This is a genomic window from Chitinophaga solisilvae (assembly GCF_009928525.1).
GTDB classification, from domain to species: Bacteria; Bacteroidota; Bacteroidia; order Chitinophagales; family Chitinophagaceae; genus Chitinophaga; species Chitinophaga solisilvae.
This window is the reverse complement of record NZ_JAABOK010000004.1, coordinates 76,860-101,028: the sequence shown is the minus strand read 5'-3', so window position 1 is coordinate 101,028 and position 24,169 is coordinate 76,860. Positions and strand designations below refer to the sequence as shown.

The 24,169-nt window shown below is 47.8% G+C and carries 24 protein-coding genes; 8 read left to right on the top strand and 16 right to left on the bottom strand.

Annotation, left to right across the window (positions count from 1 at the left end; translation table 11 throughout):
* Positions 1 to 121 precede the first annotated feature (121 nt).
* The 9 genes from GWG06_RS09195 to GWG06_RS09155 form a co-directional block, all read right to left on the bottom strand.
* Positions 122 to 709, bottom strand: coding sequence for a carboxymuconolactone decarboxylase family protein (locus tag GWG06_RS09195; protein WP_160712741.1), 588 nt, complete (start codon positions 707 to 709; stop codon positions 122 to 124).
* 143 nt (positions 710 to 852) lie between these two features.
* The gene (locus GWG06_RS09190; RefSeq protein ID WP_160712739.1) at positions 853 to 1,407 is read right to left on the bottom strand and encodes a peroxiredoxin; all 555 of its coding nucleotides are present in this window, start codon (positions 1,405 to 1,407) and stop codon (positions 853 to 855) included.
* A 419-nt stretch (positions 1,408 to 1,826) separates the two neighbouring features.
* Positions 1,827 to 2,729, bottom strand: a complete 903-nt coding sequence (locus tag GWG06_RS09185) for a serine hydrolase (RefSeq protein WP_160712737.1) — start codon at positions 2,727 to 2,729, stop codon at positions 1,827 to 1,829.
* 149 nt (positions 2,730 to 2,878) lie between these two features.
* Entirely contained in the window at positions 2,879 to 3,607 is a 729-nt protein-coding gene (gene bshB1, locus GWG06_RS09180) for a bacillithiol biosynthesis deacetylase BshB1 (protein WP_160712735.1), read from the bottom strand.
* A gap of 47 nt (positions 3,608 to 3,654) precedes the next feature.
* Positions 3,655 to 4,152 carry a hypothetical protein gene (locus GWG06_RS09175; protein ID WP_127044539.1) on the bottom strand — a complete coding sequence of 166 codons (498 nt, stop codon included), beginning with the start codon at positions 4,150 to 4,152 and terminating at the stop codon, positions 3,655 to 3,657.
* A 37-nt stretch (positions 4,153 to 4,189) separates the two neighbouring features.
* Positions 4,190 to 4,810 (bottom strand): DUF4294 domain-containing protein, encoded by a 621-nt coding sequence (locus GWG06_RS09170; protein ID WP_160712733.1) that lies wholly within the window; start codon positions 4,808 to 4,810, stop codon positions 4,190 to 4,192.
* Positions 4,811 to 4,902: 92 nt separating this feature from the next.
* Positions 4,903 to 5,907 carry an alpha/beta hydrolase gene (locus tag GWG06_RS09165; protein WP_160712731.1) on the bottom strand — a complete coding sequence of 335 codons (1,005 nt, stop codon included), beginning with the start codon at positions 5,905 to 5,907 and terminating at the stop codon, positions 4,903 to 4,905.
* Positions 5,908 to 6,121: 214 nt separating this feature from the next.
* On the bottom strand, positions 6,122 to 8,605 hold the full coding sequence (gene ccsA, locus GWG06_RS09160) for a cytochrome c biogenesis protein CcsA (protein WP_160712729.1): 2,484 nt from the start codon (positions 8,603 to 8,605) through the stop codon (positions 6,122 to 6,124).
* A gap of 128 nt (positions 8,606 to 8,733) precedes the next feature.
* Positions 8,734 to 9,132 carry a cytochrome c maturation protein CcmE domain-containing protein gene (locus GWG06_RS09155; RefSeq protein ID WP_127043939.1) on the bottom strand — a complete coding sequence of 133 codons (399 nt, stop codon included), beginning with the start codon at positions 9,130 to 9,132 and terminating at the stop codon, positions 8,734 to 8,736.
* A gap of 236 nt (positions 9,133 to 9,368) precedes the next feature.
* On the opposite strand from GWG06_RS09155, the gene GWG06_RS09150 reads away from it, so the two are divergent.
* The 3 genes from GWG06_RS09150 to GWG06_RS09140 all read left to right on the top strand — a co-directional run bounded on the left by GWG06_RS09150 (position 9,369) and on the right by GWG06_RS09140 (position 12,435).
* A complete protein-coding gene (locus GWG06_RS09150) occupies positions 9,369 to 10,412 on the top strand; it encodes an agmatinase family protein (protein ID WP_160712727.1) in 1,044 nt (347 codons plus the stop codon).
* 4 nt (positions 10,413 to 10,416) lie between these two features.
* A complete protein-coding gene (locus tag GWG06_RS09145) occupies positions 10,417 to 11,007 on the top strand; it encodes a hypothetical protein (RefSeq protein WP_160712725.1) in 591 nt (196 codons plus the stop codon).
* A gap of 132 nt (positions 11,008 to 11,139) precedes the next feature.
* On the top strand, positions 11,140 to 12,435 hold the full coding sequence (locus tag GWG06_RS09140; RefSeq protein ID WP_160712723.1) for a radical SAM family protein: 1,296 nt from the start codon (positions 11,140 to 11,142) through the stop codon (positions 12,433 to 12,435).
* Here GWG06_RS09140 and GWG06_RS09135 read toward each other — a convergent pair.
* Together GWG06_RS09135 and GWG06_RS09130 are read right to left on the bottom strand one after the other, a co-directional pair.
* Complete coding sequence (locus GWG06_RS09135) at positions 12,432 to 13,358, bottom strand: AraC family transcriptional regulator (RefSeq protein WP_127043935.1); 927 nt, start codon at positions 13,356 to 13,358, stop codon at positions 12,432 to 12,434. The genes GWG06_RS09140 and GWG06_RS09135 overlap by 4 nt on opposite strands.
* Before the next feature lie 68 nt (positions 13,359 to 13,426).
* Positions 13,427 to 14,659: an MDR family MFS transporter gene (locus tag GWG06_RS09130; protein WP_127043934.1), complete on the bottom strand. Its 1,233-nt coding sequence runs from the start codon at positions 14,657 to 14,659 to the stop codon at positions 13,427 to 13,429.
* A 142-nt stretch (positions 14,660 to 14,801) separates the two neighbouring features.
* Here GWG06_RS09130 and GWG06_RS09125 point away from each other — a divergent pair, with 142 nt between their 5' ends.
* The 3 genes from GWG06_RS09125 (at position 14,802) to GWG06_RS09115 (ending at position 18,589) form a co-directional block, all read left to right on the top strand.
* Positions 14,802 to 15,689 (top strand): hypothetical protein, encoded by an 888-nt coding sequence (locus tag GWG06_RS09125; RefSeq protein WP_160712721.1) that lies wholly within the window; start codon positions 14,802 to 14,804, stop codon positions 15,687 to 15,689.
* 155 nt (positions 15,690 to 15,844) lie between these two features.
* Positions 15,845 to 17,290, top strand: a complete 1,446-nt coding sequence (locus GWG06_RS09120; RefSeq protein WP_235938274.1) for a DUF5723 family protein — start codon at positions 15,845 to 15,847, stop codon at positions 17,288 to 17,290.
* A 9-nt stretch (positions 17,291 to 17,299) separates the two neighbouring features.
* Entirely contained in the window at positions 17,300 to 18,589 is a 1,290-nt protein-coding gene (locus GWG06_RS09115) for a bifunctional folylpolyglutamate synthase/dihydrofolate synthase (RefSeq protein WP_127039140.1), read from the top strand.
* A 1-nt stretch (position 18,590) separates the two neighbouring features.
* On the opposite strand, the gene GWG06_RS09110 is transcribed toward GWG06_RS09115, so the two are convergent.
* The 5 genes from GWG06_RS09110 to fbp all read right to left on the bottom strand — a co-directional run bounded on the left by GWG06_RS09110 (position 18,591) and on the right by fbp (position 22,298).
* Complete coding sequence (locus GWG06_RS09110; RefSeq protein ID WP_235938251.1) at positions 18,591 to 19,142, bottom strand: NUDIX hydrolase; 552 nt, start codon at positions 19,140 to 19,142, stop codon at positions 18,591 to 18,593.
* Positions 19,143 to 19,161: 19 nt separating this feature from the next.
* Positions 19,162 to 19,692 carry a YfiT family bacillithiol transferase gene (locus GWG06_RS09105; protein WP_235938249.1) on the bottom strand — a complete coding sequence of 177 codons (531 nt, stop codon included), beginning with the start codon at positions 19,690 to 19,692 and terminating at the stop codon, positions 19,162 to 19,164.
* Positions 19,693 to 19,701: 9 nt separating this feature from the next.
* On the bottom strand, positions 19,702 to 20,466 hold the full coding sequence (locus GWG06_RS09100) for an ABC transporter ATP-binding protein (RefSeq protein ID WP_127039146.1): 765 nt from the start codon (positions 20,464 to 20,466) through the stop codon (positions 19,702 to 19,704).
* 146 nt (positions 20,467 to 20,612) lie between these two features.
* Positions 20,613 to 21,104, bottom strand: a complete 492-nt coding sequence (locus GWG06_RS09095) for a CAP domain-containing protein (RefSeq protein WP_202182981.1) — start codon at positions 21,102 to 21,104, stop codon at positions 20,613 to 20,615.
* Positions 21,105 to 21,287: 183 nt separating this feature from the next.
* On the bottom strand, positions 21,288 to 22,298 hold the full coding sequence (fbp, locus tag GWG06_RS09090) for a class 1 fructose-bisphosphatase (protein ID WP_127039149.1): 1,011 nt from the start codon (positions 22,296 to 22,298) through the stop codon (positions 21,288 to 21,290).
* Positions 22,299 to 22,439: 141 nt separating this feature from the next.
* Between fbp and GWG06_RS09085 the strand changes: the two genes are divergently transcribed.
* Both GWG06_RS09085 and GWG06_RS09080 read left to right on the top strand, forming a co-directional pair.
* On the top strand, positions 22,440 to 23,708 hold the full coding sequence (locus GWG06_RS09085; protein WP_160712717.1) for an aspartate kinase: 1,269 nt from the start codon (positions 22,440 to 22,442) through the stop codon (positions 23,706 to 23,708).
* A gap of 186 nt (positions 23,709 to 23,894) precedes the next feature.
* Entirely contained in the window at positions 23,895 to 24,161 is a 267-nt protein-coding gene (locus tag GWG06_RS09080; protein ID WP_160712715.1) for a hypothetical protein, read from the top strand.
* Positions 24,162 to 24,169 lie beyond the last annotated feature (8 nt).

Genomic DNA, 24,169 nt, shown 5'->3' with positions numbered 1-24,169 from the left:
CACATCCAGCTGAAACCAGGCAGCTACCAGGCTCCCACTTAATAAATAAACACAATGCAAATTAATGATAATCAATTAATTATGGAACTAATTTACATCCGTCCCCGCCGGAAATAATTTTTTATAATAATACAATCAGACTGCGTAATACGGCGCCTAATCTTACTGCATCCAGTACTTTCTGCTGATCTGTACCATGCTTCAGCAAAGTTTCCTCGTGAGAGGTAACACACATTTCACAACCATTCAGCGCCGAAACCACCAGGCTCAGCAGCTCGAAAAATTCTTTTCCGGTAACCGGGTTAGCCATAATGCTCATCCGGATACCTGCAGGGGTAGTCGTATAAAACTCTTTGTTGACAAAATGCCTGAAACGGTAATAAACATTGTTGGCATTCATCAGGGACGTACAGCTGATTACTTCGGCAATCTCCTTTTCATTGGCGCCTTCCTGCACTGCCAGCTTCTCCAGGGAAACCTGCAATGCCGCATGCTTTTCATTCACTGCCACAGCCACCCCGATCAGGTAAGCCTCTTTCCTGGATAATGTAGCTGCATTCAGCGCATTGCTCACATTTATCTTAATATCCTTCAGGTACCGCGCATCTGTAGTCGCCAGGGCCTGCAAACGAACAGACAACGCTGTTCCTCCCAGTCCTACAGACTCCAGCAATTGCACCGCTGTATCCTGATTAGTAGTTGCAAACATATAAATTCATTTGAGATGTGGTTATTTGAGATTTGATTATTTAAAATGCATCGGAGATCAACATTTGCTTATATCGCTTATATCGCTCATGTCTCCGCTGCATTTCAAATAACCAAATCTCAAATAATCAGATAATTAAATAATTAGGCGGTAAGGGTCGCTTCGCCTTTTGTCCAGTTGCAAGGGCACAGCTCATCTGTCTGCAGTGCATCCAGCACACGCAGTACTTCTTTTACGCTGCGGCCTACGGACAGGTCGTACAGGGAAACCCAACGAACAATACCCTGAGGATCTACGATGTAGGTAGCACGGTAAGCAACTTTTTCATTTGCTTCCAGGATACCCAGCTCAGTAGCGAGGGATTTGGAAGTATCGGCCAGCATAGGGAACTGCAGGTTACGCAGATCTTCGTGATCTCTTCTCCACGCAGCGTGTACAAATTCGCTGTCGGTAGAAGCACCGATCAGTACAGCATCGCGGTCAGCAAAATCCTGTGCATGTTTGTTGAATTCTGCAATCTCGGTAGGGCATACAAAGGTGAAATCTTTAGGCCACCAGAACATTACCATCCATTTGCCGGAGCTTTTCAGTTCTTCTGAAGACAGTTCATAGAACTCTTTACCCTTTTCGATAGAAACTACTGACGTTTTCTTGAATTCCGGAAATTCTGATCCTACAGATAAAATAACATTTTTCATAATTCTATATCAATTTTTGATTTACAGACAAAACTATTGGTCAATTGCCGGCGCAAAGATCACTTTACATTCATTATTAGTCAAATAGATTTTTAAAATAAGACATTGGCATTCTCTATATATGTGCTTTCCTCCCCCACTGTAAAGGCTACAGCAGGGAATCCCGATTTATAATCAAAAAAATTATTACTGAGTTAACATTTTCATGGTATTTCCGTATCTTTTTGGCACGTTATTTAGTTATAAGTGAGAAGAAATTATTAATAGCATGGAAATGAAAAAGAAATACGTATTACTGGTGATTATCACGATTGGACTAGCTTTGATTCCGTTTATCAAAAACAGCATCATTAAACAGGATGAATTCGATGCAACAAGAGATCTGTTCATCTAATGTTTAGCCGGTCCCATTGTGCCGTTTAATATTGCCCCATCCCGGGGTCAGGAACCCATTTGCTGTCCGGTTCATAATGATGCCATATTGCAGCCCCTACCTTTCTGAGTAACTGCCAGGCTTCGTTATCCCGGTTCCATCCCTGATCTTTATTATTCTTCGTAATAATGCAATAAACATAATCGCCGTGAGGTGCATTCACCATCAGCACTTCAGACCTTGACTCATCTACCGCCCCGTTCTTACTTGCTGTACGGATGCCGGGCGGTATCATGAGCACTCCCTCCGTATCCCAGTAATTCCGGGTAAGATTACGGTACATCCGCTCGCTACCGGCTTTACTGACTACCTCTCCCTTATAAATACGTTTCATCAGCGTCGCCATCTCGCGGGGTGTTGTCTGCCCCCAGCCATATATCCTGCGGTTCTCTTCCCTCCCTTTCGTCCGGGAATTGACACGTGTATGCTCAAATCCCTGCTGCGCCAGCCACTCATTGATGACCGCCCCGCCGCCTGCCAGCGACTGCAGCCATAAACTGGCCGTATTGTCACTCATCGTCAGCATCAGCATCACCACCTTATCCAATGTAATCTGCTGACTGTCACGGAAAGAGCCCAGTAAATCCTCTCCCTCATACAGCAACGAATCCCTGTAAGTCAGCAGCTGCCTGTACTGCAGCCCCCCTTCCCCGATACGCTTAAACACCCCGGCCAGTATAGGAATTTTAATCATACTTGCCGTCGGAAACACCGTATCTGCATTGATAGCCACCGTTCGCCCCGTCTTCAGATGTTGCACATATACCCCGGCATCTCCGTGATGCGCGTCCAGCAAGGGCTTCAACACATTATACAAACGTCTATCCGGCTGTTGCGCCTGGAGCGATAAAAACAGGGCAGTCAAAAACAAGGTGATGATTGTTTTCATAGTAATGGTGAATTACTGAGATAAATAATTACAAATTACGAATTGCGAATTACGAATGAAAGCGGAGAGCAAAGCAACGATCAAATATGATCTGCGCTTTGCTCTCCGCTTTCATTCGTAATTCGCAATTCGTAATTCGTAATTACCTATCAGGTGGTTTCATTAATCAGATCCGTCATACTCCTGATGCCGATCATCTTCGCAGACGTATAGCCTTCTGCGTATTCCACGCCTACCATTTTACCGAGCATTTTGGCGCGGTAGATGACACTGTCGAAGAAGTTGGCGCCGGAGATATAGGTTTGCGGCTCATGGTCTTTGGCTGCCAGGAACTGGGAACTGAAGCTCTTGATAGCTTCCAGTTTCTTTTCCATAACAGGGGTAATATCTATGACAAAGTCCGGCTCGTGGTAGCGGTCCTGCAGGAAATGGAACACCTGTTTCGGGCGCCATGCCTGCTGCTGGATACCGTCTTCTTCGGTGGTTATCTTACGCAGTCCGGCGAGGAAGCAGCTGTCTGCAATCAGTTTACCGGCACGGCCATGATCGGGATGGCGGTCATCCATAGCATTGGCAAGCACTATATCCGGCTGGTATTTCCTGATGGCGCGGATGATAGCCATCTGTTCCATGGTATCATTTCTAAAGAATCCATCGGCCAGGCCCAGGTTTTCCCTTACTTCCAGTCCCATAATTTTAGCGGCGTCCTGCGCTTCCTGTTCCCGTAACTCAGGCGTACCACGGGTGCCCAGCTCTCCCCTGGTGAGGTCTACTACGCCGGTCTTCATACCTTGCAGGGCATGTATCATCAATGTGCCGGCACAACCCAGTTCTACATCGTCGGGGTGTACAGCTATTGCCAGTATATCCAGTTTCATCTGATTATAAATTGAGGTGCAAAGATGGGAAATTATTCCTTACCTCATCAATCCTCTCTGCTGGTGATGATAACACCGGCGCTGCGGCCTTTGATCAGGTATTTCTCTTCCAGCTCACGGGCAGTAACTACCTGCAGGGATACCAGGCTCTTTTTGTCCAGTACCATCAGGCTGGTTTCGTTGGTAGGGATTACCAGTTTACTGTTGACGATATACTGAAAACTGCTGTCGTTGGGATATTTGCGGAGCAGGCTGTCGTATGCCGGCGAGGCTTCGCGGAGCAGTTGGGTGATACGTTTGCGGGCAAAAGGTTTGGTTTCGAGATAGATGACGCCGTTGGCTGCCTGGCTGCCATATTTAAGTATAGCCCTGCGCCCTTTCGCGATGGTGATAACACCGATCTGATCGGGAGGAATATTTTCCATAATTGCAGCAGTAGAAAGTACGCTGTCTACCACATATACCGGGTCTTCATTCTCCGGCGTCTGTGCCATAGCGGTTGCAGATAACAATAATAATGCTGCTGAAAATATCCGTGCTTTCATCGTGTGACATCCTTTGGTGGATACGAAGATAGCTGAATTAATTAAAGGCGCGGTACCGCTGGTACAGTTCCAGTTCCTGTACAATCACTTCTATATCCTTGTCTTCCTGCTTGTCATATTCGCTTTTCAGGTTTCCGCCGAAGAAGAAGGCGACCGTCTGCCATACGCGGGCATTAAACCCGCCTTTGAGTTCCTTGATAATTTCGTAGCAGTTCTGGCCTGTTTCGCGGTTTATCAGTTTCATCAGCACCTTTCCCTGGTATATGGACAGGTTCTCCAGCTTGTCGCCAAACTGGGCTTTCATTTCCTTTTCTTTGGAGGCGAGGAAGGCCTTACGTTCTCTTTTGGACATGGTTGCCAGCTGGCTGTTCACATCTTTCAGAAGGCGGGCGGCTGTTCTGGCATAAGGATAGGTAACATATACCGCGTTACGGAGCCTGCTCCAGCGTTCACGTTCTTTCCGCAGCGCCCTGGGCATTTTCTCCACCACGTCAACAATCGCCAGGGTAATGACCGGGATGGTATCATTGCCTACCACTATCGCATGCAGCGGTATTACATCCGCACCGTGCGCCTCCTGCGCTACAGCTTCATGGGAACACACGGAGATGCCCAGCAGCAGGAAAACGGCTAATATAAACGGGTAATGGCGACGCATACTTAGATTAACGGTACTTACGGAAAAATGTTACCACAAGTTAAAAAACATTTCAGATTAAATATCTACCTAAAAAAGTATCCTCCGGGGGGTCAGTGTACGGGCTTCATTTTCAACTTATCTATGGCAAAATTATCAATAGCCCTGGCTACTGCAGGCAGATCATGTGCTGTCAGCGCACTTCCCATAACATGCGCACCTGCGCCGGGAATGGCTACTGCCCGTTTCAGGCTGTCCGGCGTACCCAGCTCCTTCTCCATTTTCAGGATGGCGGATACTTTCACGGTTGGGTCCTGGTGGGCTTCATCTTTATAATAATATAAATTTAATACCGGCTGATGTATTCGTTTAAAGGTAGCCGGCGTCATCGTTGTTTCCAGCAGTTCCTGCAGCTGTACAATCGCTTCCAGCCGATAACTGTTATTCCAGTACTGCGCCATTACAGCACTGGTGTCATTCCCTCTTCTGAAATCACCCTTGTTGACAAACCTCGCCAGCTGCAACCCCCAGTGATCATTGGCCAGAAATGCCAGTTTATCATTGATAGCAATATTGGGTGACATATTTATTACAGCAAAAACATCATCCGGGAAATCAGCCGCCAGCTTGAGCGCCAGCGTACCGCCGGTAGAAGTGCCCATCAGTATCACCTTATCTCCCAACGATTTTCCTATGGCCAGTGCTTCCCTGGCATCATTCCACAAGCCTTCCGCCGTCATATCCGCCAGCGGATCTGACGTATCAACCCCATGCCCGTCGAGGCGCGACAGGTACAGATTACAACCAAATTTACGGGCAAAGTTCAGATGGGTAGGGTCCCCCTCCTCCTGGCTGGCGGAAAAACCATGCAGATACACTACGGCATACGGTGTTTTGCGATACGCAGTATCATTCCAGATAATCCTGGCTTCGTTATCCCGCTTCAGCCGGTGCAGCGATTCCCTGTGCTGCACATACTCCACCAGCGCAGGACCCGCCGGAGGTACCACCGGCATATTACCAGCATAAACAGGCGCCTGGGGCTTAGGCCCTAAAAGGAAAATGAGTACAAGCACCGCAATAACAATGAGGCATATACGAAACCATTTCCGGATCATAGGTGGTGGTTTATAGGGTGCAAATTACGCAGATATTAATTACGAATTGTAAATGCTGAATGGCGGGTTATTTTTTTATTTAGTTATTTGAGATTTTGTGCCTGATCGTGATTTTCTCTGGAACTTGTAAGCCCAAAGGGCATCACGATCAGGCACAAAATCTCAAATAACTAAATAAAAAAATAACCCGCCATTCAGCATTCGTAACTCGTAATTACTTCTTTCTTGTTCTCTGCACAATACTCATCCCTGTTCCTATGACGGTTACAATAACACCCAGCCACAGGACATTGATATAGGGGAATACCAGGGCTTTCATGACTACGTAATCGCTGAAGCCGGCGGCCTCTTTTACTTTCAGCTCAATTTTATTTTCTGCCGGCATGATCTTAGAGAAGCGTACGTTCAGGTTCAGCGGAGCGAGGGTATCTTCTACGCTGTACTGGTAACTGCTGTCGCGGATAAAATAGATCGGCTGCAGCTTAAAGTGATCGTCTGTCTGCGTATATACTTCCAGCTCTGCACCAACGGCGAGGTCGCCGGGTTGTGCCATATAGTTTTTGCTTTGTGGTTTGGCATTCAGTCCTTTCAGCACAATGAAGCCTTTGGAGAAGAATACGGAATCGCCCTGTTTGATTTCGTGCGACACATACTGGGTGGTATCTGCTTTCGCTTCTTCTGCCTTGTTGGGCGCGGCAGAAACGTAAGTAAAGATATCCCTGGTGAGGTAGTGCCGGGAGGAAGGGTTGGAAGACAGGGAGTTTTCCTTCTTATTCACAAAAGCATCCGGGTAGAGGGTAAATCTTTCCTTTACGGCGCCGGTAGCCTTGTCTTTCTGCTCATACCGCATCACATAGTAGGTTTTAGGATCGCCGGGAGCGATGGAGTCGCCTACATAAGTAACATGGTAATCTCCCATCTGCACCTGCACATCTTTCGGCAGCATGATATTTTCGCGGGGATTCTGCTTGCTTTCTTTTCTGAAGAAGCCATCATTCAGCATCTTCATTTTATCGATGGAAATAACTTCCATTTTGGAAGAAGAAATCAGTACGCCTAACAGCACCATGCCAAATCCGATGTGTGCCACAGAAGCGCCGGCATTCTTCATCTTTCCTTTCAAACCGGTGAAGATATAGGTAACATTACCCACGATCGCGTAAATGCTGGCAAACAACATCAGGTAGATGGCGGTGAGGAAGCCTGCACCATAATTGAGGTAGGTGATGGTGCCTTTCCAGGCAATGAGTCCGGTGAACAGGAGCGCCAATGCGGTTGGCAACCATATCTTCCGGGTGAGCATGCCTTTCGGCGTGTCCTTGTATTTCAGGAACTGCACTACGGCGGTTAAAACACCCAGCACGATGGCAATCCATATCTGTATCTTGTTGAAGTGGAAGATGACGTCAGAAGGCGGCGCCAGGTCGTCCAGCTTGAACAGGGATTTCAGTCCGCTCAGTCCCAGCAGTTTATTCCATACCGGAATGGACGTGGTGAAAGTGATCTGGATACCGGCAATCAGCAGAATCAGAGAACCGACAAACAACCAGAATTCGCGGGAGTAGGTACTTTCTTCTTTGTTGATGGAAGGTATTTCCTTTCTGCGTAAGATCAGCAGGGTGATAGATGGTACGGTGAATACCAGCATGGATATTAACAGCTGTCCGCTCATTCCCATATCTGTAAAGGAGTGTACGGACGTGTCGCCCAGGATACCGCTCTTTGTCAGGAAGGAAGAGTACAGGATCAGGATATACGATATAAAGAAGAAGAATACGGTAGACTTCAGCGCATGGCCGGAGTGCTTATAGGCCAGCAGGGTATGCAGACCGGCAACCATGGTAAGCCACGGCACCAGGGACGCATTTTCTACCGGATCCCAGCCCCAGTAGCCACCGAAGTTCAGGGATTCGTATGCCCAGGCAGCGCCCATCATAATACCGATACCCAGCAGCATCACAGCAAAGAGCGCCCAAGGCAGCACTGGTTTTACCCAGGAGGTATAATCGCGGGTCCATAAAGCGGCGAAGGCAAAGGCAAATGGTATAATCATGGAGGCAAAGCCCAGGAACAGTATCGGCGGGTGGATCACCATCCAGTAGTTCTGCAGGGTAACATTCAGTCCGTTTCCGTCGTGAATATGCTGCAGGTAGTCTGGTTGGCGGAAGATAGGTGCAGCCTGATTTTCAGCCGCTTCTCTGAGCAACATGAACGGATTGCTGCCTACCTTGTATCCGAGTATGAAAATGCCCAGCAGCATGCTGGCCATAATTACCTGAGCCAGGGAGAATACGGTCATGACAGGCGCTTCCAGTTTTTTGGAAGTACGTATCAGGATGATACCGAGAACACTGTTCCAGATACTCCAGAGCAGGAAGCTGCCTTCCTGGTCGGACCAGAGACTGGATAACAGGTATTGTACCGGAAGGTCGCGGGAAGTATTTCTCCACGCGTATTTGTATTCAAAGTAATGGTTATTGAGTATGTAGCAAAGGCAGCTGAAAACAGCGATGACTGCGGCGGATTGAATCACAAAGGCCCATCTGGCCAGTCGTTTCCATGAATCCTGTAAAGCGGCTTCCTTTACTTTAACAGCGTTATAATATGCTACAGTTGCAACGATAGATGCTACAAAGGCCAGAATGGCAAAGAAGTGGCCCAGCTGGCCCGGCAACAAGTGTTCTCCTTCAAACTTCATGAGAAACGATATATAGATTAAGCAATTTCCGGTTTTCGTATGAACAGATTTAATGCAGCGGAAAAGCAAGAATATTTTACCTGCAGCATTTATACTCCGACATCAGAAAATCGAAAATCAGAAATATTTTACATTTGTTTATTGCTGACAACCACCTGGTCGTCTTTGTACTTAGACGGGCATTTCATGAGGATTTTGCTGCAATGGAACTCATTTCCTTCCATTTTACCGGTGAGTACAACGGATTCCGCTTTTTCAAAGTCTGTAGGTTTGGCGCCGTAGAAAACGACTTTGCGGGTTTCACCTGTTTTATCGAGTACGTAGAAGCTGAATAAATTGGCATCCTTTACAGGATCGTAATGCATGGCCTGCAGGGTGTCCAGCTTACCAATCACATGGAACTCCTTACCTTCTTTCTCACGGGCTGTGGCGAACGTTTCATAGGTACTGAAATCGCCTACCATTGTCACGATAACACCGATCGCGACAGCAATAACCACCAGCAGAATTATATTTGTTTTTTTCATATGAAAATTATCTTCCCTATTGTTATGACACAGGCTCCAAATCCTCTACCAGCAACCATTCAGCATTCCGTTCCGTTTACCTGCATTTATCTCTTTCCGATTAATCCGCAAAATTAACACAAAATGACCATCGACGGACAATTTTTATATAAAAGGCAATTCTTTTTAGAAGAAGGAGGGCCGGAAGTAAACATAATCCTATCTTTGCGCCGAATTTAGAAAAGTAAGATTTTATCATGGCTGATTTATCTCAATTTGACCCTAACTCAGTGGGGCTGTTATCCAACAATGTATTTGGTTTGCCTTTTTCTGAAGAAGAAGCCAGGCTGGTATTATTGCCTGTTCCCTGGGAAGTGACCGTTTCCTATAGTAATGGTACTGCCCGCGGACCAGAACGGATATTCAGGGCGTCCTTCCAGGTAGACCTCTTCGACGCAGACGTAAAAGACGGCTGGAAACAGGGTTTCTTTATGCGCGAACCGGATAAGCACCTGTTGCTGCGCAGCGACTACCTGCGCAAGGAAGCAGAATTATACCTCAAATTCCTGACTGAAGGCGGAGACATTTCAGAAAATGAGTTTCTCAAGAAAACGCTGGTAGACGTTAACAACGGTACCAGGGCCATGAATGAATGGGTATACAATCAAACCAGGGCATTGCTCGAAAAAGGTAAGCTGGTAGGCCTGGTAGGCGGAGACCACAGCACCCCGCTGGGTTTCTTCAAGGCTATCGGCGAGCATAAGGGCGACTTCGGTATCCTGCAGATCGACGCACACTGCGACCTGCGCGACGGCTATGAAGGATTCCACTACTCCCACGCCTCCATCATGTACAATGCACTGGCAGAAGTACCACAACTGAAAAAACTGGTTCAGGTAGGTATCCGCGACTACTGTGAAGAAGAAGTAGATTACATCAACAACAGCGAAGGTCGTGTGGTCACCTTCTTTGACCAGAAAATCAAGGAAAGACAATTTGAAGGGGAAACCTGGAAAGAAATATGCGACAGCATTGTGGCTACCTTACCGCAACAGGTATATATCAGCTTCGATATCGATGGCCTGGATCCTAAACTGTGCCCGCATACAGGTACGCCTGTAGCCGGCGGTTTTGAAGCAGAACAGATTTACTTCCTCTTCAAAAGAGTATTGGCCAGCGGCCGCCAGCTGATAGGCTTCGACCTGAATGAAGTCAGCGCTTCCCACGACGACTGGGATGCCAACGTAGGCGCGCGCGTACTGTTCAAGCTCTGTAACCTGCTTGTCAGCGCTAATTCCTGATTACATGCATAGTTTACGCATATTACATCCCGGTACCGCCAGCAGATTGCGCCTGTTGCCCATCATGCACGGCCTTACCGGTATCCTGTTCCTGTTCAATGCCATCGGCATTTACAAAAACCCGCAACCCAACTGGGTGCTGACAGGCTTTTTCCTGCTTACCGGTTTTGCCTGCCTCGCATTCCCGTTTATGATGCGCAAACTGAAAAAGTTCAGCGAAGTAAACAGCATTGTCAGGCTGCTGGAAGCCTTCATCTGCCTCAGCGGCAGCCTGTATTTCCTGTCACACCTGCAACCGGTAACGGGTTTGCTCCTGTTCCTGGTAGGACTGGGACTGGCCTACATCGGCTGGGCAGAATACAGAATTTTCCAGCCCGTTTTCCTGAAGATGGATACCACCGGCATCACGGTGCCCTCCACCTTCTCTAAAAAGCTCATTGGCTGGAACGAACTGAATAACGTAATTTTGCGTAACGATCTGCTTACCATTGATTTTAAAAATAATAAGATCCTTCAGCTCGAAGTATTGACAGAACCAGGAAAAGAAGAACGGGAAGCATTGAATGCATTCTTTCAGAGCAGAGTCAAACCATAAATAATTTGAGATTTGGTTATTTGGGATTTGGTTATTTAAAATGCAGCGGAGATTGACATTTGCTGATATCGCCTATCTCCGCTGCATTTTAAATAACCAAATCTCAAATAATCAAATGATAAAATAACTTTCATGTTAAAACAAACACCTTACATATTATATTCCGACGGTAAAGGAAATATCTTTGAAGATACTACCATGCATGTAACCGGCCGTAGTGGCTGGGATGCGTGGCCTGTTGATCCGGAAGACTGGATTGAATTACCGGAGGGAGGTAATTTGTATGAATTGCCCGGGCGCCGCGGTATTGGTATCAATGCCACCACCGGCGACATGCAGCTGTGTGAAAAGGGATGGGCTGTAGCCGCTTTTATTCCGCCTGCACATACCGGTTTTTACCTGGCCGCCTATGAAACTATGCCTGACGCCCCCACGCTGCCGCTGTTCTGCTACACGGCCGTAGGATGGCTGGATGGCAAGTTCTATGTGCCTGCCACCCGTATCGAGGCAGATATACGCCAGGAATGCGGCGGCTTCGATGCCAAAAAAGTAAAGCAGGGCGTAAAAACCCTCATGGACGCATATCCTCATAACAGGCTGGTACAACACCTGGCAGAAAACTGCGCGCTGACATACGAATGCCCCGCTGCCCGTAACTATTTTATGGGAAGATGGGAATGCCCGATCCCTTCCTCTCCGGCCTGTAACGCCAACTGCGTAGGATGCATCTCTTTCCAGCCGGAAGAAGAAACCATCGTTTCCACACAGGACCGCCTGCGTTTTAAACCTACTGCAGCAGAGATTGTGGAATATACGGTTCCTCACCTGGAAACAGCCCCCTACCCGATTGTCAGCTTCGGACAGGGATGCGAGGGAGAACCACTGCTGATGTGGGAAACCATCCGCGAATCCATTATTGAAATACGTAAACATACGCCCAAAGGCAGCATCAACATCAATACCAACGGCAGTAAGCCTGATGCCGTACGCGCCCTGTGCGAAGCAGGACTGAACAGTATCCGCGTAAGCCTCAACTCCGCACAGGAAAAGTTCTATACGCCGTATTACCGTCCTAATAACTACTCATTTGAAGATATCGTGGAAAGCCTGAAAGTAGTGCGTGAATTCAATGGCTGGACTTCCATCAACTACTTTGTGTTTCCGGGTATGACAGACAGCGTGGATGAGTACGAAGCGCTGCGCAAACTGATCCGTGAAACCGGCCTGAATATGATACAGTGGCGTAATTTCAATATCGATCCTGACTGGTACCTGGGTAAACTGGGCATTACGGATACGGGTGAGTGCATGGGTATCAAACAGCTGCAGGAGCTGATTCATGAAGAGTTCCCTGATGTGAAGTTTGGTTATTTCAATCCTCCGATGGAGCGTATTACCGGTGATTACATGACGGATTTTGCGCACTAAAGCGCCGCTTCCTCCCATTCACTGATCTGGCCATTCCTGTGCGCGTTCTCTTGTCCGAAACGATATTGACGCGCATAGGCTGATGGCGACATTCCTGTTACCTTTCTGAACACGCGGTTAAAAGTAATAGGGTTATTATACCCTGTAGCATACGCCACAGAGGCAATGCTATCCGCATCTCCGTTAATTATTTTCTTACAGGCCGCATTAATCCTGATCTCATTCAAAAACCCGAGATACGTTTTCCGGGTGTGCTTCTTAAAGTATTTGCAAAAAGCGTAGGTAGTCAGATGCGCTACATCAGCAATCCTTTTCAGGGTGATGTTTTCCGCATAATGCTCCAGCGTGTACTGGTATATATCATTCATGCGCAGCCCCTCCGATTCACTGTAAGCATGCCTGGAAAAGCCGGTGGACAAGGATTTCCAGTCTTTTATCCGGGAAAAGTAGGTCAGCACAGACATAAAGGAGAATAATCTCTCTGCGCCCGTCTGCTGACGCAGCCGCAGGATTTCAGCGCCTATTTTTTCCTCATGCGCCGCAGGCAGCTGCAGGCTTGACTTTCCCAGCTCCAGGAATTTGCGTACCGGCTCCATTTCCGGTAATGACAGCAAGCCTTTCAGCGTATTTTCATGGTCAAAGAAAATATGGATGGCGTGTATGTTTTTCTCCCGAAGGTTCTCAAAATAGCGGGCATCGCCCTTGAACATATGCGGCTGGTTGGCGCCGATCACGTAAACATCCCCGGCTTTAAAGGGCTGCGTATAGCTGCCGGCAATAAGGGTTCCCTCCCCTTTGATGATGAGGGTTACCTGTGCCTCTTTGTGGCGGTGCAGGTAGTTGTAGAAGTAAGGCAGTATATCTTCCTGGATCACTACTGACCCTTCTTCAGCAACCGGAACAGTAAATTGAATTACTTTCATTTACCAATTTTACTCCTTTTCCGGCAAAATTAGCCAATCCAGGACAATAATTGATAAGTCTTGAACAATTATGCTGCAGCGAGCGGCCGTTCCTGCTTTTCCCTTTTGTGCTGCAGCCACATGAACCCTGCTGCAGACAGCACGCAGCCGCCGGCAGTAATCAGCCACCAGGGCTTAAAACCCAGATGATCTACAACAAAGGCGCCGGAAGTAGGAGAAACAATATTGGCTACGGAATAGGAAATAGTGTACAGCGCTGCATACTGACCGCGGTTATGTTCCCTGCTCCTGCTGATCCAGAAGCTGTTCATAAACGGCAGACAGAACATCTCCCCGAAAGTAATGACCAGCATGAAAATACCGGCAACCGCCCATACCGGCGGCAATAAAAACAGGAGCAGATAGGACGCGCATACCATAATAGCGCCCCTCGCTACAAACACCAGGTTAGGCAGCCTGCCATCAAGACGGTATACCATCACCATTTCCACAGCGGCAATCAACAGCCCGTTGATAGACATGTTCAGCCCGATAGCCCATTCTTCCAGGTGCATCACTTCTTTAAAATATAACGGTACAATACTGGAGAACTGAAACAGGCAGATCGCATTGAGCATACCAAAAACCAGGAACCAGAGATACAGATGATCGTGCCAGACCTTATCGCCTTTTACTGTCACCGCAGCCTTTTCCGGTTTTGCCGGCGCCGGCACCGGTGGCAGGAAAATACGCATGAGCAGTGCCGCGCCCATACAGGTAAATCCATCTACCCAGAACAACAACTGATAACTGATACTCGCCAGCAAACCTCCCAGGGCAGGCCCTACAGACCAGCCCAGGTTAACCGCCAGCCTGTTCAGGGAATAGGAACGGGTACGGTTTTCAACCGAACTGTAAGCAGCAATAGCAATACTGTTAGCAGGCCGAAAGGCATCTCCCACAGAACTCATGATAAAAACACAGGCACATATTTGCGGAAACGTGCGCATCTGACCCAATAAAATGAATAATAAACCGTTAGAGAACAGGCTCCAGAACTGTACCTGGTAAAAACCTATCCGGTCGGACAACCAGCCGCCGAGCAGTGCGCCCACAATAGCGCCGGTGCCGAAACAGGCCATGACCAGACCTGCCTGGGCGATCGTGAAATGAAGATGCACCGTAAGATATACAGTCATAAACGGAATAACCATCGTTCCGCTCCGGTTGATCAGGAGCACCAGCGACAGCCACCATGTTGCAGGAGAAAGTCCGGAATAGGCGTTTTGATAAAGACGTAAGGTCTGTTTATAAAGATTCATAAATACAACCGAAAAAATAAAATATAATAATGTGGATTAACAGCATAGTTTTTGCAAAGATCATAAATTCAGATTTGCAGATATATAATTTTTTTCGGGCAAAAGATTAACTTTGGTTCATACTGGCGCTTAACGAGCAATCATGGAGGAAAACAACAGCAAAAAAAATATTAAGGCATTAGGAGTTACCATCGGCGTACATGCGCTACTGTTAGTGGCGCTGGTATTTGCCGGCTTTTCAGCGCCGCCGCCCTTACCGGATCAGGATCTTGGTATGGAAGTGAACCTGGGTACTTCTGATGATGGTATGGGAGATGTGCAACCACTCAACCCCAACCCGCCCAGTGATGCAGCCGCCACGCCTGCGCCCGCAGAAACCGATGCCTCCGCTGCAGAGAAAGATAACAGTGAACCACAGGATATTGCCACACAGGATGATGAAGAAGCACCGGAAATAAAAAAACCGGAGAAACCTGTAGACAAGCCAAAAGAATTACCGAAGAAACCGGAACCCAAACCTGTTAAGCCAGCCAAAAAACCGGTGGAAACTCCGCCGGCGCCGGTACCGCCTGCTCCCAAACCAAAAGCAGTATACGCTGGCGGCACCCATACAGGCGCTAACAGCGGCAATGGTGCAAACGGGTCCAACAACAGTACCGGTGAAGGAAATACCGGCCGCCCCGGCGACCGCGGGCAGATCAATGGTGATCCTAACGCCAAAGGCTATACGGGCGGCGGACTTGGCGGAGGCCGTTCAGATTTCCGCCTCAACGGCAGAAATCTTATCAGCAGACCACAGGTCACCTACGACGGAACCGAATCAGGTTACATAGCCATCAATATAAAAGTAGACCAACAGGGTAACGTGATATCAGCCACATTCAGCATGAAAGGTTCTACCCTCAGTAATCCGCAACTGATCGATATTGCCAGAAAGGCAGCACAAAACGGTCAACTCAAATACAATGCGAACCCGGATGCTCCGGAAGTGCAGTTTGGAACCGTGCGATTCTATTTCAAAGCAGAATAATCATTTTATTATTTTATTATTTTTTTATTTGAGATTTTGTATCCAATCCTGATTTTCTTTTGCACCTGCAGGTACAAGGAAAATCAGGATTGGATACAAAATCTCAAATAAAAAAATAATAAAATAATAAAATAAACAAACCCTTTTTGCCAACAATGATTGTCATTTTTAACCGTATCCTACTTGTGGCCTTTATGGCAGTATTGCTGGTGCACACCGCAATGGCACAATCTTTTCCCGGAATCAGCAACAGTACATATGCAGGCATCTATGGCGTAATAGCCAACCCCGCTTCTGCGGCAGGTTACCGCTACAAATGGGATGTCAACATCTTCGGAGCAGATGTGAAAGCCGGTAATACCTATCTCAGCGTACCTAAATCCGTATTGTTCAGCATGCCGGATTCGTTTAAGCGTAACCGTGATTATTTCCTCGATACCACCTCCCGCCGTAACCATAACGGATGGGGTTCGGCAGATATAGTAATGCCTTCCGTACTGTATGCCATTGATGAGAAACAAGCTGTTTCCTTCGTCTGGCGCGTACGCGGATCTGCCAATGGCGGCAGACTACCCACACCGCTGGCCAATTTCTTCGGCGTTAACTTCCCGAATCCGCAATACCGCGGCAAAGGCCTTACCATTCAACAGCTGGATGGCACCATGCATATCTGGAATGAATTCGGGCTGAGCTATGCGCGCGTCATTAAAGAAGGATATACCAGCCGCTGGAAAGGCGGCATCACTGTGAAACTGTTAAGCGGCATAGCTGCCGGCTATGCGGATGTAAACAATGCCAGCTTTGTAGTCAATACCAGCCGTAATGCAGACATTACCAGCGGTACCCTGCATTATGCCTACAACGGCGATGTGGATACCTGGGAGAAACCCTATACCCGCAACGTTCCCCTCTTTAAAAATATCGGCGTAGGATTTGACATCGGTGTAATCTATGAATACCGCGCCGATAACGGCGGCTGGGGCAAAGCTGAAAGCAGCGATGCAGACGATTATACTTTTCGTATAGGCGTTTCATTGAACGATATAGGCCGTATTAAATACTCCAAAGGAAAATACAGTACCGACCTGGACCTGAGAAAGGAAGATGTTAACCCGCGTGAGATCGGTTATAAGAATAAAGAGAACATCAACCAGTACGCGCAGCGCCTCAGCAGGTATTTTACCCCCATCGGGAGCGACAGCATGTTTACCATGACGTTGCCCGCAACACTGAACCTGATGGGCGATTACAACATTGACAGCCGCTTCTTTATAAGCGCCAACGCGGTCATTGCCCTGAACGGCGGACGAAGCAACATCACCAAAACATACGCGCTGACCCAGTTTCTCCTCACGCCCCGCTATGAAACAGAACGTTTCGGCGCATATCTGCCCGTGGTGGTAAACTATAACGGTCAGGCCGATATAGGCGCAGGTTTCCGGGTAGGGCCGCTTGTTATAGGGTCTTACAGTATTTTTACCAACCTTTTCCGTAAGCACGTCGATCATGCGGATGCTTTCGTAGCTTTGCGGCTGAACTCAGGCATGATTGGCCGTGGTAAAGCACGTAACCGTCAGCTGGGTTGCCCGGTAAACGAATAACTGACCTTTATGAATGCATATCAGGAGACGCTGGATTACCTCTATCAGCAATTACCCATGTTTACAAGGGTAGGCGCCGACGCTTTTAAAACGGACCTGCATAATACCATTGCCTTATTAGCACTGCTGGATAATCCGCATCAGCGTTTTAAGACAATACACGTAGGCGGCACCAACGGGAAAGGCTCTTCCAGCCACATGCTGGCGGCGGCCCTGCAACAGGCCGGATATAAAACGGGATTGTATACCTCTCCTCACCTGCTGGATTTCAGGGAAAGAATCCGTATCAACGGAGAAGTAGTGCCGGAAGATTTTGTTGTCGCCTTCACGGATAAATTACGCACACATATTGAAAGCATCCAGCCTTCCTTCTTTGAGCTGACCGTTGCCATGGCATTCAGCTACTTTGCCGCCGAAAAGGTGGATATAGCTGTCGTGGAAGTAGGACTGGGCGGCCGGCTCGACAGTACCAACGTCATTACACCTGAATTATCGCTGATCACCAACATCAGCTATGACCATAAAAATATGCTGGGCGATACCCTGCAGTTGATCGCCGGAGAAAAAGCCGGTATTATCAAACCCGGTGTACCGGTTGTTATCAGCGAATCGCAGCCGGAAACCGATGAGGTGTTTATCAGCACCGCAGCAGCGAAACAATCCGACATACATTTTGCAGACCAGGAATGGATGGTCAGCAGCAGCAGCATTGCCGGTATGCACATGGATATAACGTTGCTGGATACACGGCAGCAGCAGATGCATGCGCTGAAGCTGGATCTCAGCGGGCAATACCAGGAAAAAAATGTGATGGGAGTATTATCTGCCCTGAAAATACTGCAGCAGCAAGGCTGGCAGATCAGCCGGGAACATATTACCCAGGCGTTGTCTCATGTAAGAAAACTGACCGGTCTGCGGGGCCGGTGGGAAGTCATCAGCCAGCATCCGCTGACGGTGATGGATGTGGGTCACAATGAGGCCGGTATCCGCGAAGTGATGCAGCAGCTGCGGCATGTAAACTATCAGCATCTGCATATTGTGACCGGTTTTGTAAAAGACAAGGAAGTGGAAAATGTATTACCGCTGTTTCCTAAAGACGCCACCTATTATTTCTGTAAGGCGCAGCTGCCACGTGCCATGGATGAAGTGTTGCTGGCGGAACTGGGTACTGCCAACGGATTACAGGGCCATGCCTATGCTTCTGTGCAGGCGGCTTTCCAGGCGGCGCGGCAACATGCCCGGCCGGACGATATGATCCTCGTATGCGGCAGCTTTTTCATTGTTGCAGAAGCGTTGTAATTTATTTCATGCCCATCTTCTGCAGGTGCAGTAAGGCATACATGATGCAGGTAACGTGCAGGCTGTGTACTATTTTATTGTCGAGTATCAGCTGTTGCAGTGTTGCCAGTGGCATCAGTACCACTTCAATTTCTTCGTTGTGGTCCAGCTGCTGCTCCTGTACTTTGCGGCCGCCGACAGCCAGAAACATCTTTGTGTAGTTGTTGCTGGATGCAGTGTTGGCCGCTACTTCACCGAGATAAATCAGTTCCGGGAAATCATATCCCGTTTCTTCCAGCAGTTCACGGCGCATGGCCACTTCCGGAGATACGTCTTCCGGATCCATGGTGCCACCCGGAATTTCCAGCAGGGTTTTACCTATTCCCTGGCGGTACTGCCGGATCATCACCACCTGACCATCCTCAGTCAGCGCTACGGCGTTTACCCATGTGTTGTATTCCAGCACATAATAAGGGTCTACGATTTTCCCCTGCGGGGTAAGGCATTTGTCTTTACGGGCATTAAGCCATTGATCCCTGTAGATATATTCCGATGATAACAGTTTCCAGTCCATATGTATTATAAGCGGTGGTTTACCAGTTCATTCGTTCTTTCAGTCCCTGTATATGTGCCAGGTGATGTTTTCCATGCCAGGAGTATGTGGCGGTCTGTGTTTTCAGGTTAAAGTGAGTACCGTGTTCCGGGTGGATAAATACCCGTTCCCATTGTTCCGGTGTCAGTTTTTCCAGCAGATTGGCCCAGCGGGTGTGCAGGGCATGCAGCAGGGTGATGGAAACATTGACGGGCGTATTGTTCACGTCTTCCAGCAGCGCCCATGCCGCTTCATCGTAAGGTTTGATAACCGGCTTATCCTCTGTGAGGGCCAGTTTCAGGCGTGTAATAGCATTAATATGGCTGTCTGCCAGGTGATGCACCACCTGAGCTACCGTCCAGCCGCCGGGCCTGTAGGGCGTTTGCAGCTGGTATTCATCCAGCTGCTGAATAGCCAGTTCCACTAATGTGGGGAGGTCGCGGATATCGTAGATATATTCCTGCAACATAGCCGGCGTATAAAACGGGGCAGCTTCAAAGCGCCCGATAGGATATTGTAATGCTTCCATCATCTTGTTGGCTCAGGCTTCGCGCAGGTCTTTACCTGTCAGGTGAATAAATACATCTTCCAGATTAGCTTTCTTCACTTCCTTCTTCCTTTCAAATCCTTTGGACACGAGATTATCTATCAGTGCATCCGGTGAATCTATGGCGATAATACGGCCGCTGTCAACAATCGCGCAGCGGTCGCACAGGAATTCTGCTTCATCCATATAGTGCGTGGTAATCACTACGGTGGTACCCTGTGCGCGCACCTGCTGTATCAGGTCCCACAGATTGCGCCTTGCCTGCGGGTCCAGACCGGTAGTAGGTTCATCCAGGAAAATGATGCTGGGCTTGTTAATCAGGGTGGTAGCAATGGAAAACCGTTGTTTCTGGCCACCGGATAGATCCTTATATTTTGATCTGGCCTTATCTTCCAGGTTAAAAAGGCGGAGCAGTTCCAGGGGCTTTACGTCCTGGTTATATAATCCACCAAACATTTCAATCAGTTCCGTCAGGTTCAGTCCGGGGTAATAGCCGGAGCTCTGCAGCTGTACGCCAATGATTTTCTTGATATCATTCGGGCTTCTATCGAGGTCGAAACCGCCAACGGTAACCTGGCCGCTGGTTTTCTCACGTAATGTTTCAATGATTTCCAGGGTGGTTGATTTTCCGGCGCCGTTAGGACCCAGCAATCCGAAAATTTCATGCTCATACACCTCAAAGCTGATCCCCTTAACAGCCGTGAACGCTCCATACTGTTTCACCAGATTGTTCACCTCAATGATCTTTCTCTTTTCCATGCCGCCAAATTAAGACTAATCATTTGATTATTTGGTTATTTGAGATTTGGTTATTTAAAATGCAGCGGAGATCAACATTTATTAATATCGCTTATATCTCCGCTGCATTTCAAATAACCAAATCTCAAATAATCAAATAATCAATCTTATTGCTTGATGAAGACCTGCGTAAAGAAAGTGATTCTTCCTTTGCCGGCGGTGCCGATGCCGATGAGGTTATAGTCTCCCAGCATATTTTTGCGGTGGCCGGGGCTTTTGATCCAGCCGTCGACAACGGCTTCTGCGTCGAGGGTGCCGTAGGCTACGTTTTCAGCGGCGGCGCCTACGCGGCCCAGTTTTTTGGATACGTTGGCTACCCTTGCTTCAAAGCCTTCATGTCCGAATCCGGTGCTGCCGTTAGCCATGTCACGGCTGTGGCGGCGTGCCTGCTGACTGACAGATTCTTCCAGCTGTAAAGGTTTCAGGCCTTTGGAAGCCCGGAATTTGTTGGTGTAATACAGGATCTGTTCATCCAGGTTACCGGCAACTGTTGTGGTGCTGTCTGCCCTGGTGGCTGCACGGGAACATGCGCTGACCTGGATGGCGGCAAACATAACAAGCAGTATAGCAAGGATACTGCGGCTTTTCAGGAATGACATAAATAATGATGGTTAATATTTAAAAATATATGTAAAGTCTATAAACAAGTCTTGTACCAAAACTGTAAAACGCGTGCTATTATTATCTTTTTAGATAAAAATAACGGGAAGATGTTTAACCTGTTATAAAGAAAATGGCCTTCTCCGGGGAGAAGGCCATTGCTTATTTTCTTAATATTAATATCATTTGTTTACTATCTGCTGCCAGGTATCCATCATGTTTTTTGAACCGATGAAGATAGGAATGCGCTGATGCAGCTGTACGGGTTTCAGTTCCAGCAGACGTTGCTTTCCGTTGGCCATGGATGCGCCGCCGGCCTTTTCCATGATGAACGACATCGGATTGCATTCATAGCACAGGCGCAGGCGTCCGGACGCATATTTGCCGAAGGCAGGATACATAAAAATACCGCCCTGTATCAGTGTACGGTGTATTTCCGCCACCATGCAGCCAACGAAACGGTGGCGGTAGATGCGGTCATTTTCATCGCGGGCCATGAAATGATCGATAGATTCGCGGATACGTTGCTCATACAGGTGGTAATAACCCACATTCACAGAGAAAATATCGCTGTCCGGCGGGCATTTCAGGTTGGGGTGAGACAGGCAGAACTCTCCGATGGAGGGGTCCAGGGTGAAGCCCTGCACACTGCGGCGCGTAGCATATACCATCATGGTAGAAGAGCCATAGATGATATATCCGGCGGCAATCTGCTGTGTTCCCGGCTGGAGAAAGTCCTCCAGTTCGCACTCCGTACCTTCCGGCGACAGGCGGCGGTATACGGAGAAGATAGTACCGATAGACACGTTCACGTCGATATTGCTGGAACCATCGAGGGGGTCCATCAATACCACATATTTCGATTTCTTTGAAAATTCGTCAGTAAAGGGAATAAAGCTCTCATTCTCTTCGGAGGCTACACCACAGCAGTAGATGCTGGTCTGCAGGGAATTAATAAACTGCTCATTGGCAAATTCGTCCAGTTTCTTCACAGATTCACCCTGCACATTGGTTTTACCTGCTTCACCCAGGATGTCGGCTATACCGGCTTTGTTGACCTCCACATTTACCCTTTTCGCAGCCAGGCCAATATCACGTAATAATCCTGATAATTGTCCGGTAGCGCCGGGGTAATTCCGTAATTCCTGGATAGTGAATTCATCCAGGGTCATTACCTTTTGCTTTAGATTCATAACGTTGTTCAGTTTTCCGGACGAAATTACAGGAATTGGAGCTATTTTAAGATAAATGTCATTTCTCTGTAAACAGATTTTAAAACAATTCTAAACTTGTCTTACTTTGCCAAATAAAATTTTAAAAGTAGAAACTATCATATGAAGGTTTTCAAGTTTGGTGGCGCAAGTTTAGAAAGTGTTGAACGCATCCGGCAGGTGGCGCAGATAATACAATCATTCCCTGACGAAAAATTGCTGATCGTTATCTCCGCGATGGGTAAAACCACCAATGAGCTGGAAAAGGTAGCACAGAATTTTTACTTAAGGAAGCGGGAGATAGCAGCACAGCTGCTGTATAATGTGGAACAACACCACCTCAGCGTGGCGGAGGCGTTGCTGGGCAACCGGCAGCATCCCCTCTTCACCCAGCTGCAGCAATTTTTCACTGAAGCCGAATGGACGCTGGGCGAAAAGCCACTCCGTACCTACGACTACTACTATGACCAACTGGTGGGCCTGGGCGAATTGCTCAGCACCGCCATTGTCAGCGCCTACTTTAATACCGCCGGCGTTCCCAATACCTGGCTGGATGTAAGGGATATTTTCCGTACAGATGATAACTTCCGCGATGCCAACATTGACTGGGCCTATACCCAGAAACAGGTGACCGAAAAGGTAGTGCCGCTGTTCAGCAATACCAATATCGTGATTGCACAGGGCTTTATCGGCAGCACGGACCAGAACGAGAGTGTGACCCTGGGCCGCGAGGGCAGCGACTATTCCGCAGCCGTATTTGCCAATATGCTGGATGCCGAAAGCCAGACCATCTGGAAAGATGTAGAAGGTCTGAAAAATGCCGATCCCAAATTATTCCCCAATACCGTAAATATTCCGGAAATCAGTTTCGGGGAAGTGATTGAAATGGCCTACTACGGTGCGCAGGTAATACACCCGAAAACAATTAAGCCCTTACAGAACAAGCAGATTCCACTGCTGGTAAAATGCTTTCTGGATAAGGACCTTCCCGGCACCGTTATCAAGGAAACTGCAGATGTAAAGCAGTTGCCGCCCATTATCGTACTGAAGAGAAACCAGGTGCTGATCACGATTACTTCAAAAGATTATTCCTTCATTACAGAAGAAAAGATCAGTGATATTTATGAGGTGTTCCACCGCCTGAAAGTGAAGATTAACCTGATGCAGAACGGCGCCATCAGTTTCTCCAGCTGTATTGATAATAATCCGGAAAAAATTGAATTACTGATAAAAACACTGCACACCGACTTCAAGATCGCTTATAACGAAGGACTGGAGCTGCTGACAGTGCGCTATTACCATGACGGATTACTGCAGGAGCTGACCAACCACCATACCGTACTGCTGGAACAGCGTTCCCGTGTAACGGTGCAGCGGCTGCTGAAAAAATAGTGTCCGGAAATGAACGTTTTTAACAGCTAAAAGTTTTATGCTTTTAGCTGTTCTTTTTTCTGTAACCCTCTGTCATAGCCCTTTACCGCTCGGACCTTTGTCGCCAACCGCTTATCAATAAAAAATATTTTTGCTGTCTGGTGCAACTTTTTTTTCAGACCTTCGTCTTTAAGAAAAAAGCACATCATGAAAAAAGTTGTTCCCGTGTTACTGCTTTGCTCTTCCGTCGTACTGCTGTATGCATGCCGCGGTATTCTGAAGGATACAGTACCGACACAGACCAACTCGCCTGATCTGCTGCCTTTATTCGTTATTACACTGGGTAATTGCCCACAGATACCAACAAGTGTTACAACGCCCAATACCCTTGTTATAACAGATAAAGACCAGCTGCAGACGGAACATCTGAAAGATGCTGTACTTAGCATTATTGACATCTACCAGAGGAAGTAGGAAACCCA